Source organism: Rhizobium sp. 10N427, from assembly GCF_056394605.1.
Genome location: NZ_JBFTID010000013.1, coordinates 39329 through 56323, shown reverse-complemented (window position 1 = coordinate 56323; position 16995 = coordinate 39329). Strand labels below are relative to the sequence as shown.

13 protein-coding genes are annotated in these 16995 nt (G+C 61.1%); 10 read left to right on the top strand and 3 right to left on the bottom strand.

Features of this window, described 5'->3' with window-relative positions:
- Window positions 1–22: 22 nt before the first annotated feature.
- Window positions 23–820, bottom strand: a complete 798-nt coding sequence (gene cysQ / locus AC1DIJ_RS23140) for a 3'(2'),5'-bisphosphate nucleotidase CysQ (protein ID WP_112390409.1) — start codon at window positions 818–820, stop codon at window positions 23–25.
- Between the two features lie 479 nt (window positions 821–1299).
- Between cysQ and AC1DIJ_RS23135 the strand changes: the two genes are divergently transcribed.
- The 7 genes from AC1DIJ_RS23135 (at window position 1300) to AC1DIJ_RS23105 (ending at window position 8044) form a co-directional block, all read left to right on the top strand.
- Window positions 1300–2202, top strand: coding sequence for a branched-chain amino acid ABC transporter permease (locus AC1DIJ_RS23135; protein ID WP_112390410.1), 903 nt, complete (start codon window positions 1300–1302; stop codon window positions 2200–2202).
- Between the two features lie 5 nt (window positions 2203–2207).
- Complete coding sequence (gene livM, locus AC1DIJ_RS23130; RefSeq protein WP_112390411.1) at window positions 2208–3599, top strand: high-affinity branched-chain amino acid ABC transporter permease LivM; 1392 nt, start codon at window positions 2208–2210, stop codon at window positions 3597–3599.
- Window positions 3599–4462 carry an ABC transporter ATP-binding protein gene (locus tag AC1DIJ_RS23125; RefSeq protein WP_112390412.1) on the top strand — a complete coding sequence of 288 codons (864 nt, stop codon included), beginning with the start codon at window positions 3599–3601 and terminating at the stop codon, window positions 4460–4462. The genes livM and AC1DIJ_RS23125 overlap by 1 nt, the downstream gene beginning before the upstream one ends.
- Window positions 4462–5190 (top strand): ABC transporter ATP-binding protein, encoded by a 729-nt coding sequence (locus tag AC1DIJ_RS23120; protein ID WP_112390413.1) that lies wholly within the window; start codon window positions 4462–4464, stop codon window positions 5188–5190. Before AC1DIJ_RS23125 ends, AC1DIJ_RS23120 begins: the two co-directional genes overlap by 1 nt.
- Window positions 5191–5214: 24 nt before the next feature.
- On the top strand, window positions 5215–5568 hold the full coding sequence (locus AC1DIJ_RS23115; RefSeq protein ID WP_112390414.1) for a DUF6867 family protein: 354 nt from the start codon (window positions 5215–5217) through the stop codon (window positions 5566–5568).
- Between the two features lie 229 nt (window positions 5569–5797).
- A complete protein-coding gene (locus AC1DIJ_RS23110) occupies window positions 5798–6922 on the top strand; it encodes a branched-chain amino acid ABC transporter substrate-binding protein (protein WP_112390415.1) in 1125 nt (374 codons plus the stop codon).
- Between the two features lie 153 nt (window positions 6923–7075).
- Window positions 7076–8044, top strand: coding sequence for a 2-hydroxyacid dehydrogenase (locus AC1DIJ_RS23105; RefSeq protein WP_162706085.1), 969 nt, complete (start codon window positions 7076–7078; stop codon window positions 8042–8044).
- 248 nt (window positions 8045–8292) lie between these two features.
- Here AC1DIJ_RS23105 and AC1DIJ_RS23100 read toward each other — a convergent pair whose 3' ends face one another.
- Both AC1DIJ_RS23100 and AC1DIJ_RS23095 read right to left on the bottom strand, forming a co-directional pair.
- Window positions 8293–9210 carry a response regulator transcription factor gene (locus AC1DIJ_RS23100; protein ID WP_112390416.1) on the bottom strand — a complete coding sequence of 306 codons (918 nt, stop codon included), beginning with the start codon at window positions 9208–9210 and terminating at the stop codon, window positions 8293–8295.
- Entirely contained in the window at window positions 9203–12589 is a 3387-nt protein-coding gene (locus AC1DIJ_RS23095) for an ATP-binding protein (RefSeq protein WP_112390417.1), read from the bottom strand. The genes AC1DIJ_RS23100 and AC1DIJ_RS23095 overlap by 8 nt, the downstream gene beginning before the upstream one ends.
- Window positions 12590–12805: 216 nt before the next feature.
- Between AC1DIJ_RS23095 and urtA the strand changes: the two genes are divergently transcribed.
- From urtA to urtC, 3 genes are all read left to right on the top strand, one after another.
- Window positions 12806–14098 carry an urea ABC transporter substrate-binding protein gene (urtA, locus tag AC1DIJ_RS23090; RefSeq protein WP_112390418.1) on the top strand — a complete coding sequence of 431 codons (1293 nt, stop codon included), beginning with the start codon at window positions 12806–12808 and terminating at the stop codon, window positions 14096–14098.
- A gap of 118 nt (window positions 14099–14216) precedes the next feature.
- Window positions 14217–15836, top strand: a complete 1620-nt coding sequence (urtB, locus tag AC1DIJ_RS23085) for an urea ABC transporter permease subunit UrtB (RefSeq protein WP_112390419.1) — start codon at window positions 14217–14219, stop codon at window positions 15834–15836.
- The gene (urtC, locus tag AC1DIJ_RS23080; RefSeq protein ID WP_112390420.1) at window positions 15833–16993 is read left to right on the top strand and encodes an urea ABC transporter permease subunit UrtC; all 1161 of its coding nucleotides are present in this window, start codon (window positions 15833–15835) and stop codon (window positions 16991–16993) included. The genes urtB and urtC overlap by 4 nt, the downstream gene beginning before the upstream one ends.
- Window positions 16994–16995 lie beyond the last annotated feature (2 nt).

Sequence of the window (16995 nt, the reverse complement as noted above, 5' to 3'; positions counted from 1 at the left end):
GTTCAAGCTGATTCTTGCGGTGTCATGCGCGGCGAAGCGCGCGCTTCCGGCTTCCCCAGGAAATGAAATCCGGATTGACGAAGTCAGGCTCACCCTTTCGGCCGATCTTGCCGTAGGTCAGCGGCAGCCCGTCGAGCGTCAGGGTCGTGCCGCCAGCGGCGCGCAAAACGGCATCGCCCGCCGCCGTGTCCCATTCCATCGTCCGGGTGAAGCGCGGATAGACATCTGCCTTGCCCTCGGCCAGCAGGCAGAATTTCAGCGACGAACCGATATTGGTGCATTCTGAAATGTCGTGCTTGGCCAGAAAGCTGTCGGTCGCCGGGCTGTTGTGGCACCGGCTTGCCAGCGCCAGCCGGTGTTCCGGCTCGTCACGGACGGTCACGGTTTCGCGCCTGTCGACCGTGAAGTCTTGGCCCACATGCAGTTTCTCGGCGCTGCCCGATTCGCCGGCAAAGGCGACGCCCAGCGCTGGGGCATAGACGATGCCCGCGACCGGGATGCCGTTCTCGATATAGGCGATGTTGACCGTGAATTCCTTGCGCTTGTCGACGAACTCACGCGTGCCATCCAGCGGATCGACGAGGAAAAACGGCTTCTCGCCGATATCAGGGATATGGCCTGCAGCCACCGATTCTTCGGCAATGACGGGAATGTCAGGGTATTGCCTGGTGAGATGCGCGAGAATGATCTTTTCGGCTTCGTGGTCGGCCAGCGTTACCGGCGTCTCATCGGCCTTGGTCGAGACGTGATAGCCCGCACGGAAAATCTCGATGATCTTCCGCCCTGCTTCGAGAGCTGCATTTTCGAATGTCGGCAACATCACGTTTCAGAATCTTTCGGACCGGGAAGGGCCCCCGGCGAAGCGTCGAATATAACTTTAAATATAAGATTGAGGCCAGACTTTTGCACGCCGCGGAAAACCGCTATGAAAGCAGACAGGCAGCGGAATGGTTTTCACCCAATCGTCAGCCGCGCGGTCGGAATTTGCTTCGAATTCCATTTTTGTGGAATAGCTTTCGTTGGCCGGAACCGGTGCCGGATCACAAAAGCGCCGCAATGGTTAATCCACAGGCCGTTTCTGGCTAAATTTTTGTCATATAATGCCTTTTTAGTGTGGAAATTGATCCGTAACGCGCCATTTGCGTCCGTTTGAGCAAGAATCTGATTCAGCGCAGCCTTTTTGTCTTCACATTTTCCCTGAAAGCGCTATGCATGCGGCTACGAGGTTTCGATTTAAAAGCGGAGCCCTAACCAAAAAGAGATGCAGCCATGTTGGTTCGCATCCAGGGGAAATGACATATGGAGTACTTTATCCAGCAGCTCTTCAATGGGCTGACTCTTGGATCCATCTATGGTCTGGTCGCTATTGGCTATACGATGGTTTACGGCATTGTCGGCATGATCAATTTCGCCCATGGCGATGTCTTCATGCTTGGTGGTTTCGCTGCTCTTATCGTCTTTCTCGTTCTCACATCCATTTTCGCAGGTCTTCCGGTAGCAGTTCTTCTGCTGGCGATGCTTGTTGTTGCGATGCTGATGACGAGTTTGTGGAATTGGACGATCGAGCGAGTTGCATACCGTCCGCTGCGCGGTTCCTTCCGCCTGGCGCCGCTGATCACCGCGATCGGCATGTCGATCACGCTTTCGAACTTCATCCAGGTGACGCAGGGCCCGCGCAACAAGCCGATCCCGCCGCTGGTCACTTCGGTCTACGATATTGGCGGCATCTCGGTCTCGCTGAAGCAGATCATCATCATCGTCATTACGGTCGTGCTGCTCGCGGGCTTCTGGTACCTCGTCAACCGCACGGCGCTCGGACGCGCCCAGCGCGCGACTGAGCAGGACCGCAAGATGGCCGCTCTGCTCGGCGTCAATGTCGATCAGACGATTTCCATCACCTTCATCATGGGCGCCGCACTCGCTGCCGTCGCCGGTACGATGTACCTGATGTATTACGGTGTCGCCTCGTTCACCGATGGCTTCACCCCAGGCGTCAAGGCGTTCACGGCTGCCGTTCTCGGCGGTATCGGTTCGCTGCCGGGCGCAGTGTTCGGCGGCCTGCTGATCGGTCTCATCGAGTCGCTCTGGTCCGCCTACTTCACCATCGCCTACAAGGACGTCGCGACCTTCGCGATCCTGGCTTTCGTCCTGATCTTCAAGCCGACCGGTATTCTCGGACGGCCGGAAGTCGAGAAGGTATAATCGTCATGGCAAACATTGAAACTTCCACAGGCAAGCCCGAGGCCGGGCTTGTCCAGAAGGGTATCCGTGAAGCTTTCTTCACCGGTCTCGTCTCGCTCGGCCTGTTCGTTCTCTATGTCGGTCTCGGCACGCAGCAGAACATCAACAACGAACTGATCATCGTCCAGCGCTGGGGCCTGCTTGCGATATTCGTCGCAATCGCCGCCATCGGCCGCTTCGTCATGGTCGTCTTCATCCAGCCGAACATCAATCGCCGCAAGCTTGCCAAGGCTAAGCAGGGCGAGCTCGATATCTCGACGGAAAAGAGCTTCTTCCACACGCACTTCCTGAAGATCGCGCTGGTTGCCCTGCTGCTTTACCCGGTCGTGATCTACGCGCTCGTCGGTGCGCAGGGCTCGCTGAAGTGGGTCGACAATTTCGGTATCCAGATCCTCATCTACGTGATGCTGGCCTGGGGTCTGAACATCGTCGTCGGCCTCGCCGGTCTTCTCGACCTCGGCTATGTCGCCTTCTATGCGGTCGGCGCCTATTCCTACGCGCTGCTCTCCAGCTATTTCGGCCTGTCCTTCTGGGTGCTGCTGCCGCTGTCGGGCATCTTCGCTGCGCTCTGGGGCATCATCCTCGGCTTCCCGGTCCTGCGTCTGCGCGGCGACTACCTCGCCATCGTGACGCTGGCCTTCGGTGAAATCATCCGTCTGGTGCTGATCAACTGGACCGATGTCACCAAGGGTACGTTCGGCATCTCCGGCATTCCGAAGGCAACGCTGTTCGGCATTCCGTTCGATGCGTCCGCCGGCGGCTTTGCCAAGCTTCTCGGCCTGCCGATGTCGTCTGCCTATTACAAGATCTTCCTATTCTATCTGATCCTGGCGCTCTGCCTCGTCACGGCTTACGTCACCATCCGGCTTCGCCGCATGCCGATCGGCCGCGCCTGGGAAGCTCTGCGCGAAGACGAAATTGCCTGCCGCTCGCTCGGCATCAACACGGTGACGACCAAGCTCACCGCCTTTGCGACGGGCGCCATGTTCGGCGGCTTCGCCGGCTCGTTCTTCGCAGCGCGCCAGGGCTTCGTCTCGCCTGAATCCTTCGTCTTCCTGGAATCGGCCGTCATCCTCGCCATCGTCGTCCTCGGCGGCATGGGCTCGCTGACGGGTATCGCGATTGCCGCGGTTGTCATGGTCGGCGGCACGGAAGTGCTGCGCGAAATGGACTTCCTGAAGGTCGTCTTCGGTCCCGATTTCACGCCGGAACTCTACCGCATGCTGCTCTTCGGCCTCGCCATGGTCGTGGTCATGCTCTTCAAGCCGCGCGGTTTCGTCGGCTCGCGTGAACCGACCGCCTTCCTCAAGGAGCGCAAGGCGGTATCCGGAAGCTTCACCAAGGAGGGCCACGGCTGATGAGCCCTGTAGAAACAATGTCCAACGATACCCTGCTCAAGGTCGAGCACCTGTCGATGAAGTTCGGCGGCCTGATGGCCATCAACGATCTGTCCTTCGAAGCCAAGCGCGGCGACATCACCGCCCTGATTGGCCCGAACGGCGCAGGCAAGACCACGGTGTTCAACTGCATCACCGGCTTCTACAAGCCGACGATGGGCATGATCACCATGAACCAGAAGAGCGGAAAGCAGTATCTGCTCGAGCGCCTTCCGGATTTCCGCATCACCAAGGAAGCCAAGGTCGCCCGTACCTTCCAGAACATTCGTCTGTTCTCGGGTCTGACGGTTCTGGAAAACCTGCTCGTCGCCCAGCACAACAAGCTGATGAAGGCGTCCGGCTACACGATCCTCGGCCTGCTCGGTATCGGCAGCTACAAGAAGGAAGCGGCTGCCTCGATCGAGCTTGCACGCTACTGGCTGGACAAGGCCGATCTGACCGATCGCGCCGACGATCCGGCAGGCGATCTGCCCTACGGCGCCCAGCGCCGCCTGGAAATCGCCCGCGCCATGTGCACCGGTCCGGAACTGCTCTGCCTCGACGAACCGGCGGCGGGTCTCAACCCGCGCGAATCGCTGGCACTCAACGAGCTGCTGCGCAGCATCCGCGCCGATACCGGAACCTCGATCCTGCTCATCGAGCACGACATGTCGGTGGTCATGGAAATTTCCGACCACGTCGTCGTTCTCGAATACGGCCAGAAAATCTCCGACGGTACGCCCGATCACGTGAAGAACGACCCGAAGGTCATTGCGGCCTATCTCGGTGTCGAAGACGAAGAAGTTGAAGAGGTCATCGCGACCGTAGAAGGGGGCGCATTCTGATGGCTGGGGAACAGCTTCTTAGTGTTCAGGGTGTCGAGACCTATTACGGCAATATCCGCGCTCTCGCCGGCATCGATGTCGAAGTCAAGAAGGGTGAAATCGTCAGCCTGATCGGTGCCAACGGCGCCGGCAAGTCGACGCTGATGATGACGATCTGCGGCAGCCCGCAGGCACGTACCGGCTCGATCATTTTCGAGGGCCGCGACATCACCAAGATGCCGACCCACGAGATCGCGCGTCTGCGTATCGCCCAGTCGCCGGAAGGGCGTCGTATCTTCCCGCGCATGACCGTTCTGGAAAATCTCCAGATGGGCGCAGGTCTCGATAACCTCAAATATTTCCACGAGGATCTCGAAAAGATCTTCGTGATGTTCCCGCGCCTCAAGGAGCGCCAGACGCAGCGCGGCGGCACGCTTTCGGGCGGTGAGCAGCAGATGCTGTCGATCGGCCGCGCGCTGATGGCCCGTCCGAAGCTTCTGCTTCTCGACGAGCCGTCGCTCGGCCTGGCGCCGCTGATCGTCAAGGGGATTTTCGAGGCGATCAAGAAGCTCAACGAAACCGAAGGCCTGACCGTCTTCCTCGTCGAGCAGAACGCATTTGCTGCCCTCAAGCTTTCGCATCGCGCCTACGTGATGGTGAACGGCAAGGTGACGATGAGCGGTTCCGGCAAGGAACTGCTTGCCAATCCCGAAGTCCGTGCCGCCTATCTCGAAGGCGGGCGGCATTGATCCGGGCAGAAGGGAGACTTTGATATGCAGGGACTTTTCTTCGAACCGGATATGGGCGTCAGGACGGTTATCCGCGCGCTCGTCATGCTCATCGGTTTCTGGACCGCGTGGCGCGCCGGAAAGGCCGCGGCTGAAGGCTGGAGCGATTACCCGCTGGTGATCGCCTATACCTTCCTGCTCGCCTGGGTGATGCAGTTCCTGCATCACGCGCTGTTCAACGGCCCGATGCTGAGCGCCTTCTTCTACATCATCGATTTCGTGCTGCTGCTCGTCTTCTCGACGGCCGGCTTCCGCTTCCGCCGCACCAATCAGATGGTCAACAACTATTACTGGCTGTACGAAAAAACTTCCGCCTTCTCGTGGAAGAACAAACATTGACAGCCCGTTGAAACTAGGCATGAATTGCCTCAGCGGCGGTACCCGGAAGTCTTGGAGTTAAAACGGAAATCCGCCACTGATAAGAAATCGAAGGGCATGGCTCATGGCCGGCAAGGCACAACGCCACCGGTTCATGCCCCCAGAGAGGAACAGCTTTCCCGGCGCAAACGATGGTGGGTAATGCGCTGGGTCTAGGACCGGAACCCGCCCAAAAATTGGGAGTAAAAACATGAAGAAGTATCTTCTGTCAGCAGTAGCTCTTTCCGCGATGGTTGCTTTCAGCGGCGCTGCGCGGGCTGACCTGCTTGTTGGTGTTGGTGGTCCGCTGACGGGCCCGAACGCTGCGTTCGGTGCACAGCTTCAGAAGGGTGCCGAACAGGCAGCCGCTGATATCAACGCTGCTGGCGGCATCAACGGCGAGCAGATCAAGGTCGAGCTCGGCGACGACGTCTCCGACCCTAAGCAGGGCATCTCGGTAGCGAACAAGTTCGTTGCTGACGGCGTCAAGTTCGTTGTCGGTCACTTCAACTCGGGCGTTTCCATCCCGGCTTCTGAAGTTTACGCTGAAAACGGCATCCTCGAAATCACCCCGGCTGCTACGAACCCGCAGTTCACCGAGCGTGGTCTCTGGAACACGTTCCGTACTTGCGGCCGTGACGACCAGCAGGGCGCGATTGCCGGCAAGTATCTTGCCGACCACTTCAAGGACGCCAAGATCGCTGTCGTTCACGACAAGACGCCTTACGGCCAGGGTCTCGCTGACGAAACCAAGAAGGCTATGAACGCCGCTGGTATCACCGAAGTCGTGTACGAAGGCATTAACGTCGGCGACAAGGACTTCTCGGCCCTCATCGCCAAGATGAAGGAAGCCGGCGTTTCGATCATCTATTGGGGTGGTCTCCACACCGAAGCTGGTCTCATCATCCGCCAGGCAAAGGACCAGGGCCTGAAGGCAACGCTCGTATCGGGTGACGGTATCGTTTCGAACGAACTGGCTTCGATCGCTGGCGACGCTGTTGAAGGTACGCTGAACACCTTCGGCCCGGATCCGACGCTGAACCCGGCCAACAAGGACCTCGTCGAGAAGTTCAAGGCTGCCGGCTTCAACCCGGAAGCTTACACCCTCTACTCCTACGCTGCGATGCAGTCGATCGCAGGCGCTGCAAAGGCCGCTGGTTCTAACGATCCGGAAGCCGTTGCAAAGGCCATGAAGGAAAAGGGTCCGTTCCCGACCGTTCTCGGCGAAATGTCCTTCGATGAAAAGGGCGACCCGAAGCTCCCGGGCTACATCATGTACGAATGGAAGAAGGGCCCGGACGGCAAGTACAGCTACTTCCCGCAGGCTGCGAAGTAAGCATCGCTTGCACGGTTCCGACCGTTTAGAGGAAGCCCGGTTTCGACCGGGCTTCTTTGTTTTTGGCGACGGTTTCGCGGCGGAGTGACGTTTTCAATTCTGAAATGATCGGCTAGCTTTCACGCCCTGCCAGAATTCAGAATGGAAATTTCGATGTCCCGACCGCGCATTCTCGTCACCCGCCGCTGGCCCGCCGCCGCCGAGGCCGCTCTTGCCGAACGTTTCGAGGTGACCCTCAACGAAGCTGACGTGCCGATGACCGCCGATCAGCTGCGTCAGGCGCTGGCCGATTACGACGCGGTGCTGCCGACCGTCTCCGACAAGCTGCCGGCATCCGTCTTCGGGGGCGAGATCCGTACGAAAATCCTCGGCAATTTTGGTGTCGGCTACAATCACATCGATATCGCGTCGGCCAAGGCCAAGGGCGTTGCCGTCACCAATACGCCGGGCGTTCTGACCGACTGCACCGCCGATATCGCCATGCTGCTGCTGCTCGATGTTGCCCGCCGTGGCGGGGAGGGTGACCGGCAGGTCCGCGCCAATGAATGGAAGGGCTGGTGCCCGACCCACATGATCGGCACCAAGGTCTCCGGCAAGACCGTCGGCATCATCGGCTTCGGCCGCATCGGCAAGGCCTTCGCCCAGCGCTGCCATTTCGGTTTCGGCATGGACGTGGTGTTCTACAATCGCTCGAAAGTCGATGAGGCCGAAGCGGCCCGTTATGGTGCGCGCCAGCTCGCCACCGTCGAGGACGTGCTTGCTGCCGCCGATTTCGTCTCGCTGCATTGCCCGGGTGGAGCCGAGAACCGGCACCTGATGAACGCGGCGCGCTTCGCGGCGATGAAGAAGGGTGCGTTCCTGATCAATACGGCGCGTGGCGACGTGGTGGATGAGGCGGCGCTGATTGCGGCCTTGCGCGACGGGACGATCCGCGGGGCCGGGCTCGATGTCTACGAGGCGGAGCCGCAGGTGCCGGAGGCGCTAAAGGCGATGGAGAATGTGGTGCTGCTGCCGCATCTCGGCAGTGCGACGGAGGAGACGCGCACGGCGATGGGGATGAAGGTGGTGGACAATGTCACGGCGTTCTTCGAGGGCCGGGAGCCGGCGGATCGGGTGGTGTGAGGAGGGTGGTCTTTTCCACCTGAGCAAGTTCGCCCCCCTCTGCCCTGCCGGTCATCTCCCCCACAGGTGGGGAGATGACTCGTGGCGGGCTCCCCACACTCTATGACTGAACCTATTCGCGGCCTACATCGTTAGATGTCGGGCGAGCGGGCGCGCCCAGCCAATCTCCCCACCTGTGGGGGAGATGCCCGGCAGGGCAGAGGGGGGCGTTCTTGCTCGAAGTCTCAAGACTCAAGCGAACCCCACCATCACCCCTCATGCAACACATGCGCCGCCTTCACCGCCGCCGACGCCCGGTTCTCGACCCCAAGCTTCACATAGATCTGCTCGAGATGCTTGTTCACCGTCCGCGCCGATAGCCCTAAAATCTCGCCGATGTCCCTGTTGGCCTTGCCCTTGGCGATCCAGAGCAGCACTTCCGACTCCCGCTGGGTCAACGAGAAATGCTGGCGCAGCACCGCGTCGTCGCTGCGCTGGCTGACGGCGGTGAGGCGGAAGAGGTATTCGTCGGGACCGATGGTGCCGAGGAAGGCGAGCTGCAGCACGGGTTGGCCCGCGTGGGTGACGGAGAAGGCTGTGTCGCGGCCGGTTCCCATGCGGTCCTTCATCCAGGCGGCGATATGCGCTGTTAACACCTCCATGCCGTCGTCGCTGCCCATGGCGGCGTTGACGAGCCGGGTGGCCTGCGGGGTGGACCAGTGGATGGCGCCATTGCCCTTGACCGCGAGCAGATGGCGTCCGGCGGCGTCGAGGGCGACGCGGGCGCTCTGGGCCGAGCGAGCATTGCGCAGATGGACGCGGATGCGGGCGCGCAGTTCGTCGATATTGATCGGCTTGGTGAGATAGTCGACGCCGCCGGATTCCAGTGCATGGACGACGTGTTCGGTCTCCGTCAGCCCGGTCATGAAGATGACCGGCACCTGGCCGACTGCGGCGTTGGCCTTCAATTTGCGGCAGGTCTCGAAACCATCCATGACGGGCATGACGGCATCGAGCAGGATGAGATCGGGGGTGATGCGCTCGACGATGTTGAGCGCCGCCGTTCCTGACGTGGCGATCAGCACGGAGAAGCCCGACTGTTCCAGCGCATCGGTCAGGAAGCCGAGCGCCTCCGGGGAATCATCGACAAGCAGGACGATATCGCGGGGTTGGGCCGTGTCAGCCAATGGTCTCTACCTTTTCGTCGAAGCCGTGCAGGAAGGTCATGAAGCCGTCGAGATCGAAGGCGCCGACATAGGCTCGCAGTTCATCGGTCAATGGCTGATTTGCTTCGTCCTTGGCAAGGTCATTGAGCTTGGCTTCGATCCCCCTGATGTAGCCGATCTCGCAAAGGCGCATCAGTTCCTCGATATGGGGCGCACCCGGGCTGACCAGCGGCGGTTTGGCGGGCGCTGCAGGCGGCGGGGCGCTATCGGCATAGGTCCATTTGAGGCCGAGATGCAAAGCGAGCTTGTCGCGCAGCTGCTTGATATCGACGGGCTTGCCGATCGCATCATTGTGGCTGTCGTCGCTTTCGGCGGTCGCGGCGGCATCGCCGATATTGGCCGAGAGCATCAGGATCGGTGACGTCTGGCCGCTTTCGCGCAGGCGCGACGCAAGCTGCCAGCCGCTCATACCGGGCATGGAGATGTCGACGAGGAAGAGGTCCGGCTTGATGCCTTCGATCAACGTCAGGCAATCCGGTCCGCTGGCTGCCGTCAGCACCACGAAATCGAGCGGTGCCAGGATTTCCCGCATCATCTCGCGGTGGTCCTCGTTGTCGTCGACGACGACGATGGTGCGGCGCGGGCCGTCATAACTGACGATCTTCTTTTCCTGCGGCGGGGCGAGGATTTCGCGGGTGACGGCCGAGAGCATCAGACGGACGCGGAAGGTCGAGCCCTTGTCCTTCTCGCTCTCGACCGAGATCTCGCCGCCGAGCGTGTTGGTCAGGAGCCGGGTGATGGTGAGGCCGAGGCCAAGCCCCGGCATAGGCCGGATGCTTTCGGCCTCGCCGCGCTGGAAGGGTTCGTAGATGCGGCTGAGATCGTGCCCGGCGATGCCGCGGCCGGTATCCGACACGGTGAAGGTTGCGACCTGGCTGCGATAGCCGATATCGAAGGTCACCGTGCCCTCGTCGGTGAACTTGATGGCGTTCGACAGCAGGTTGACGAGGATCTGGCGCAGCCGCTTCTCGTCGGTGCGCACGAATTGCGGCAGCGAGGGCGAGCGATAGTGATGGAAGGTGAGACCCTTCGCCTGTGCCTGCGGGCGGAACATGTCGATGATCTGGTCGAGGAAATCCTGGATGTTGATCTCGTTGGAATAGACCTGCAGGCGGCCCGCCTCGATCTTGGAAATATCGAGCAGACCGTCGATCAGGCCGGAGAGATGCTCGGCCGAGCGGCGGATGACCTTGATCGAGGATTGGCGCGGCGCCGGAATGGTTTCGTCGCGCTCCAGGATCTGAGCGTAACCGAGGACGGCATTCAGCGGCGTGCGCAGTTCGTGGCTGAGGCCGACGACATAGCGGCTCTTGGCGCGGTTGGCGGCTTCTGCGGTTTCCTTGGCATTCTGCAGGGCGGCGTCGGTCTTCTTGTGGGCGGCGATTTCCTTGAGTAGCAGCGTGTTCTGGCGCGAGGATTCCTCCTCGGCAACGACGCGGCTGTCATGGGCGAGCACATAGAACCAGCAGACGACGCCGGCGATAACCGCGAAGACGAAGAACACGATCAGGATCGTGCGGTTGACGACCTCGGCGGTCTCCGGCGAGGCCGAGGCCACCTGATGGGCGATCATCGCCAGGATCGCGCCGACCGCGGTCAGCGCCAGGATGACGGCGATGCCGTAGCGTCCCAGGCGGGTGGTGAGTTTCTCGATGACCGTTTCGGGCAGCAGCGCCTTGGCGACGGTGCCGATCTGCGCATTCAGCCGGGCGTTTGGCTTGCACATGTCGTGGCAGCGGCTGTCGAGCGAACAGCAGAGCGAGCAGATCGGCGCGGCATAGGCCGGGCACCAGGCCATGTCCTCGGGCTCGAATGGATGTTCGCAGACCGAGCAGGTGATGCTGGTCAGGTTCTTCCAGCTGTGGCGCGGCTTGCGGGCCAGATAGTATTTGCCCTTGGTGCCCCAGGCGATCAGCGGCGAGGCGATGAGCGAAATGACCAGCGTGATATAGGGCGCCAGCGAGGCGGCGATCGCCCCGAAGGCGCCGAAATGGGCGATGAGTGCCACGGTCGCCGACAGCGTCATGGCGCCGAGGCCGACCGGGTTGATGTCGTAGAGATGGGCACGCTTAAATTCGATGCCGGGAGGGGCGAGGCCGAGGGGCTTGTTGATGAAGAGATCAGCCGAGATGGTGCAGAGCCAGGCCATGGCGATAATCGAGAAGATGCCGAGCGTTTCCTCAAGCAGCTTGTAGATACCGAGTTCCATCAGCAGCAGGGCGATGGCGACGTTGAAGATCAGCCAGATGACGCGGCCGGGATGGCTGTGTGTCAGTCGCGAGAAGAAGTTCGACCAGGCAAGCGAGCCGGCATAGGCGTTCATCACGTTGATCTTCAGCTGCGAGACGACGACGAAGGCGGCCATCAGCAGAAGAGCCGCATTGTGCCAGGGGATCATGTAGCCGAAGGCGGTGAGATACATCTGCGCCGGATCGGCGGCGCGGTCGACAGGCACACCGGCGGTGAAGGTCAGCACCACGAGGAAGGAGCCGGCCAGCAGCTTTGGCGCGCCGATAATCACCCAGCCAGGACCGGCGAGGAAGACAGCGAGGCGATGACGCCACTTGCGCTGACCATCCGGCGGCAGGAAGCGCAGGAAGTCGGCCTGTTCGCCAATCTGCGACATCAGCGCCAGGATGACGGCCGAGGCGGCGCCGAACTCGACGAGATTGAAATCGGCGACCGTGCCCGGCGGTCCCGAGGCATGGCGGATGCCGGCAAAGGCGCGCCAGACATCGAACTTCTCCCAGTCGAGAAAGGCGATGAAGATGAAGGGCAGGATGTTCAGCACGATCCAGAAGGGCTGGGTCATCAGCTGGAAGCGGCTGATCAGCTTGACGCCATGGGTCACCAGCGGGATCACCATGACGGCGCTGATGATGTAGCCGATCCACAGCGGTATGCCGAGCGTCAGCTCCAGCGCCCCGGACATGATCGACGCCTCGATGGCGAAGAGCATGAAGGTGAAGCTCGCATAGATCAGCGAGGTGATGGTCGAGCCGATATAGCCGAAGCTGGCGCCGCGGGTCAGCAGGTCGATATCGACGCCATGGCGGATCGCATAGCGGCTGATCGGCAGGCCGATGGCGAGCATGGCGATCGAGGCGACGATGATGGCGTAGAAGGCGTTGGTGGTGCCGTAGGACAGCGTGATCGCGCCGCCGATCGCTTCCAGCGCGAGGAACGAGATGGCGCCGATCGCCGTCTGCGAGATGCGCTGCGAAGAGAATTGCCGGGCGCTCTTTGCGGTGAAGCGCAGCGCGTAGTCTTCCAGCGTCTGGTTGGCGACCCAGCGGTTATATTCGCGCCTGACCGGAATGATGCGTTGCCGCGCTGCCATGCGAGTGTGCCGGTCCCTTCGTTCCCCTTGTCACTCTTCCGTAACATGGATGGGCGCGACGCTTAAGGGTGCAGCGCAGCATAAGCGTGCAGATTTAGCCCCGGTGCCTACGTCATATTACGTATGTGTTTTCGCAGTGCAGCACCGGATAGTCCCTTAAGCAACAGTTAACCGCCGGTTTCGGCCTGTTGTCGAACAAGAAGAGGGGATCACAAGATGAATCTGCGATCATATGTTTCAGGTGCCGTTCTCGGCGCCGTCATGTCGGCCACGGCCGCATTCCATGGGGCAGTCGCTGCCGACGACACGATCAAGGTCGGCGTCCTGCACTCGCTCTCCGGCACCATGGCCATCTCCGAGACGACGCTCAAGGACGCCATGCTGATGCTCATCGACGAGCAGAACAAGAAGGGCGGCCTTCTCGGCAAGAAGCTCGAAGCCGTCGTCGTCGACCCGGCGTCCGACTGGCCGCTGTTTGCCGAAAAGGCCCGCGAGCTGATCGAAAAGGACAAGGTCGCGGCCGTCTTCGGCTGCTGGACGTCCTCGTCGCGCAAGTCAGTTTTGCCGGTCTTCGAAGAGCTGAATTCGATCCTCTTCTACCCGGTCCAGTACGAGGGTGAAGAATCCTCGCGCAACATCTTCTACACGGGTGCTGCTCCGAACCAGCAGGCGATCCCGGCGGTCGATTACCTGATGGAAAAGGAAGGCGTGAAGCGCTTCGTTCTTGAAGGCACCGACTACGTCTATCCGCGCACGACCAACAAGATCCTGGAAGCCTATCTCGAATCCAAGGGCATTCCGAAGGAAGACATCATCATCAACTACACGCCGTTCGGTTTCTCCGACTGGCAGACCGAGGTTTCCAAGATCAAGGAATTCGGTTCGGCTGGCAAGAAGACGGCGGTCGTCTCGACGATCAACGGTGACGCCAACGTTCCGTTCTACAAGGAACTCGGCAACCAGGGCATCAAGGCAACCGACATCCCTGTCGTCGCCTTCTCGGTCGGCGAAGAAGAGCTTGCCGGTCTCGACACCAAGCCGCTCGTCGGCCACCTGGCAGCCTGGAACTACTTCGAGTCGGTCGAAAGCCCGGCCAACAAGAAGTTCATCAAGGAATGGCACGCCTACACCAAGAACGACAAGCGCGTGACCAACGACCCGATGGAAGCAGCCTATATCGGCTTCAACGCCTGGGTTAAGGCTGTTGAGGCTGCCGGCACCACCGATACCGACAAGGTTCTCGACACCATCATCGGCGTCTCCGTTCCCAACCTCTCCGGCGGCACTGCGACCGTGATGCCGAACCACCACATCACGAAGCCTGTTCTCATCGGCGAAATCCAGGGCGACGGCCAGTTCGAAATCGTCAAGCAGACGCCTGCCGTCGTCGGTGACGAATGGTCCGATTACCTGCCTGACTCCAAGGACCTGATCTCCGATTGGCGCAAGCCGATGAACTGCGGCAACTTCAACGTTGCGACCGGCAAGTGCGGCGGCAAGGGGTCTTGAGTTAGCCGATCCGATACCTGCCTGATGCCTTCCGTCCGGACTTCCATGTTCCGGGCGGAAGCTCCGTCCCAAACGGTTGGTGCCCCAGAGGCCAACGATAATCCAGGCGAGAAAGCCGATGTATCGCGCCATCAAGATCGTTCTTTTCACACTCCTCCTCGCGCTGCCGGTCTTCTCCTCGGCACTGAAGGCGCAAGAGGATGTCCATGCCCTCGTCAATGCGCTCGGCGCCGGTGATTTCGATGCCCGGGAGGCGGCCATCAAGGCGCTCGTCGCTTCCAAGGATCCGCATGTCGGCCAGATCCTGCAGCAGCTCAGCGACGGCCAGCTTTATGTGAATTCCGATGAGGGCGGCCCGGTTCTGCTGCAGGGCGGCACGGATGACGAACCGACATTCTCCGATCCGATCAGCGGCGAAGCCGTCGCCGATATCGATCCGGACTACATGTCCAAGGTCAAGATCAACAACTCGCTGCGCGGCATCATCGCCACCAGCATGAGCACACTGACGCTGCTGAGCCCGGATCGTTCCGCGCGGCTCGCCGCCGCTCAGGGGCTGCTCAAGGACGCCGATCCCTCCAATCTCGATCTATTGAATTCGGCGCTTGCGGGTGAGAAGGACGGCGAAGTCAAAAACACGATGGAAGCCGCCCGCGCGGTGATGATGCTGAAGAGCGACGTCAGCGCCGAGGACAAGAAGGCCGCCATCGACACGATCGCCGCCCGCGGCGACCGCAACGCCATGACGATCCTGACGACGGCGATGGAAACCGCGCCTGACGACCTGAAGCCGGCGATCCAGTCGGATATCGACGGCATCAAGCGCAGCCTGGCCGTCTGGGATGTGGTCCAGAACGTCTGGTACGGCCTGTCGCTCGGCTCGGTGCTGCTGCTCGCCGCCATCGGCCTTGCAATCACCTTCGGCGTCATGGGCGTCATCAACATGGCGCATGGCGAGATGGTGATGATCGGCGCCTACACGACCTATGTGGTGCAGGAATATATCACCTCGACTTTCCCGGGCATGGCGACCTATTCGCTGGCCTTCTCCGTGCCGGCAGCCTTCCTCTTCACCGGTTTCGTTGGCCTGGTCATCGAGCGCCTCGTCATCCGCTATCTCTACGGTCGCCCGCTGGAAACGCTGCTCGCCACCTGGGGTGTGTCGCTCATCCTGCAGCAGGCGGTGCGATCGATCTTCGGTCCGACCAACCGCGAGGTGCGCAATCCGAGCTGGATGTCCGGCGCCTTCGAATTCGGCGGTCTGTCGATCACCTGGAATCGCATGTGGATCATCGTCTTCTCGATGGCGGTGTTCGTGACGCTGCTGATGCTGCTGAAGCGCTCGGCCTTCGGCCTGCAGATGCGCGCCGTCACCCAGAACCGCCGCATGGCGTCCTCGATGGGCATCCGTACCGGCTGGGTCGATGCCTTTACCTTCGGGCTTGGGTCAGGGATCGCCGGGATCGCCGGGGTGGCGCTCAGCCAGATCGACAACGTCTCGCCGAACCTCGGACAGAGCTACATCATCGACAGCTTCATGGTCGTAGTCTTCGGCGGCGTCGGCAATCTCTGGGGCACGCTGGTCGGCGCGCTGTCGCTCGGCGTCGTCAACAAGTTCCTGGAGCCCTTCGCCGGCGCGGTGCTGGGCAAGATCCTGGTGCTCGTTCTCATCATTCTCTTCATCCAGAAGCGTCCCCGCGGGCTCTTCGCACTCAAAGGAAGGGCGGTGGAAGCATGATTACAGCTTTCCTTCTCCGGTCTCTCGATCGCAAGATCTCGATAGCCATCGCCGTCCTGCTTCTGGTCGCTGTTCTGGTGCCTGTGCTCAACCTGCTCACCGGCCCGGACAATCCGCTGCATATCCCGACCTATATCATGGCGCTGTTCGGCAAGTATCTGACCTATGCGCTGCTGGCGCTGGCGCTCGATCTCGTCTGGGGCTTCTGCGGCATCCTCTCGCTCGGCCACGGCGCCTTCTTCGCGCTCGGTGGATATGCGATGGGCATGTATCTGATGCGCCAGATCGGCTCGCGCGGCGTCTATGGCGATCCCATCCTGCCCGACTTCATGGTGTTCCTGAACTGGAAGGAACTGCCGTGGTTCTGGTACGGCTTCGATCACTTCTGGTTCGCGGCGATCATGGTCGTCGCCGTGCCCGGCCTGCTCGCCTTCATCTTCGGCTGGTTCGCCTTCCGCTCGCGCGTCAACGGCGTCTATCTGTCGATCATCACCCAGGCGATGACCTACGCACTACTCTTGGCCTTCTTCCGCAACGACATGGGCTTCGGCGGCAACAACGGCATGACCGATTTCAAGGAAATCATCGGCTATAACGTCCAGGCCGACGGCACCCGCGCCAGCCTGTTTGCCGCAACCGCGATCTTCCTGGCGCTGTCGCTGATGATTGCCTCGGCGATCGTTCGCTCGAAGTTCGGCAAGGTACTGGTCGGCGTGCGTGATGCGGAAAGCCGCACTCGCTTCCTCGGCTACCGTGTCGAGCATTTCAAGCTGTTCACCTTCGTCGTCTCGGCGATGATGGCGGGCATCGCCGGCGCTCTCTACGTGCCTCAGGTCGGCATCATCAATCCGGGCGAATTCGCGCCTGCCAACTCGATCGAAGTCGTCATCTGGACGGCGGTCGGCGGCCGGGCGACGCTGATCGGGCCGATTATCGGCGCCATCCTCGTCAATGGCGGCAAGACTATCTTCACCGGTCTCTTCCCCGAGTTCTGGCTGTTTGCGCTCGGCGGTCTCTTCGTTGCCGTCACGCTGTTCCTGCCGAAGGGCATTGTCGGCACGGCCGCGCAGTATATCGGCAGGCGCAAGCCGCGGACGGAGGCCACGCCTCCCTCGCTTGAGGACGGCGTCGATGCAAAAATCCAGGCAGCGGAGTAGGC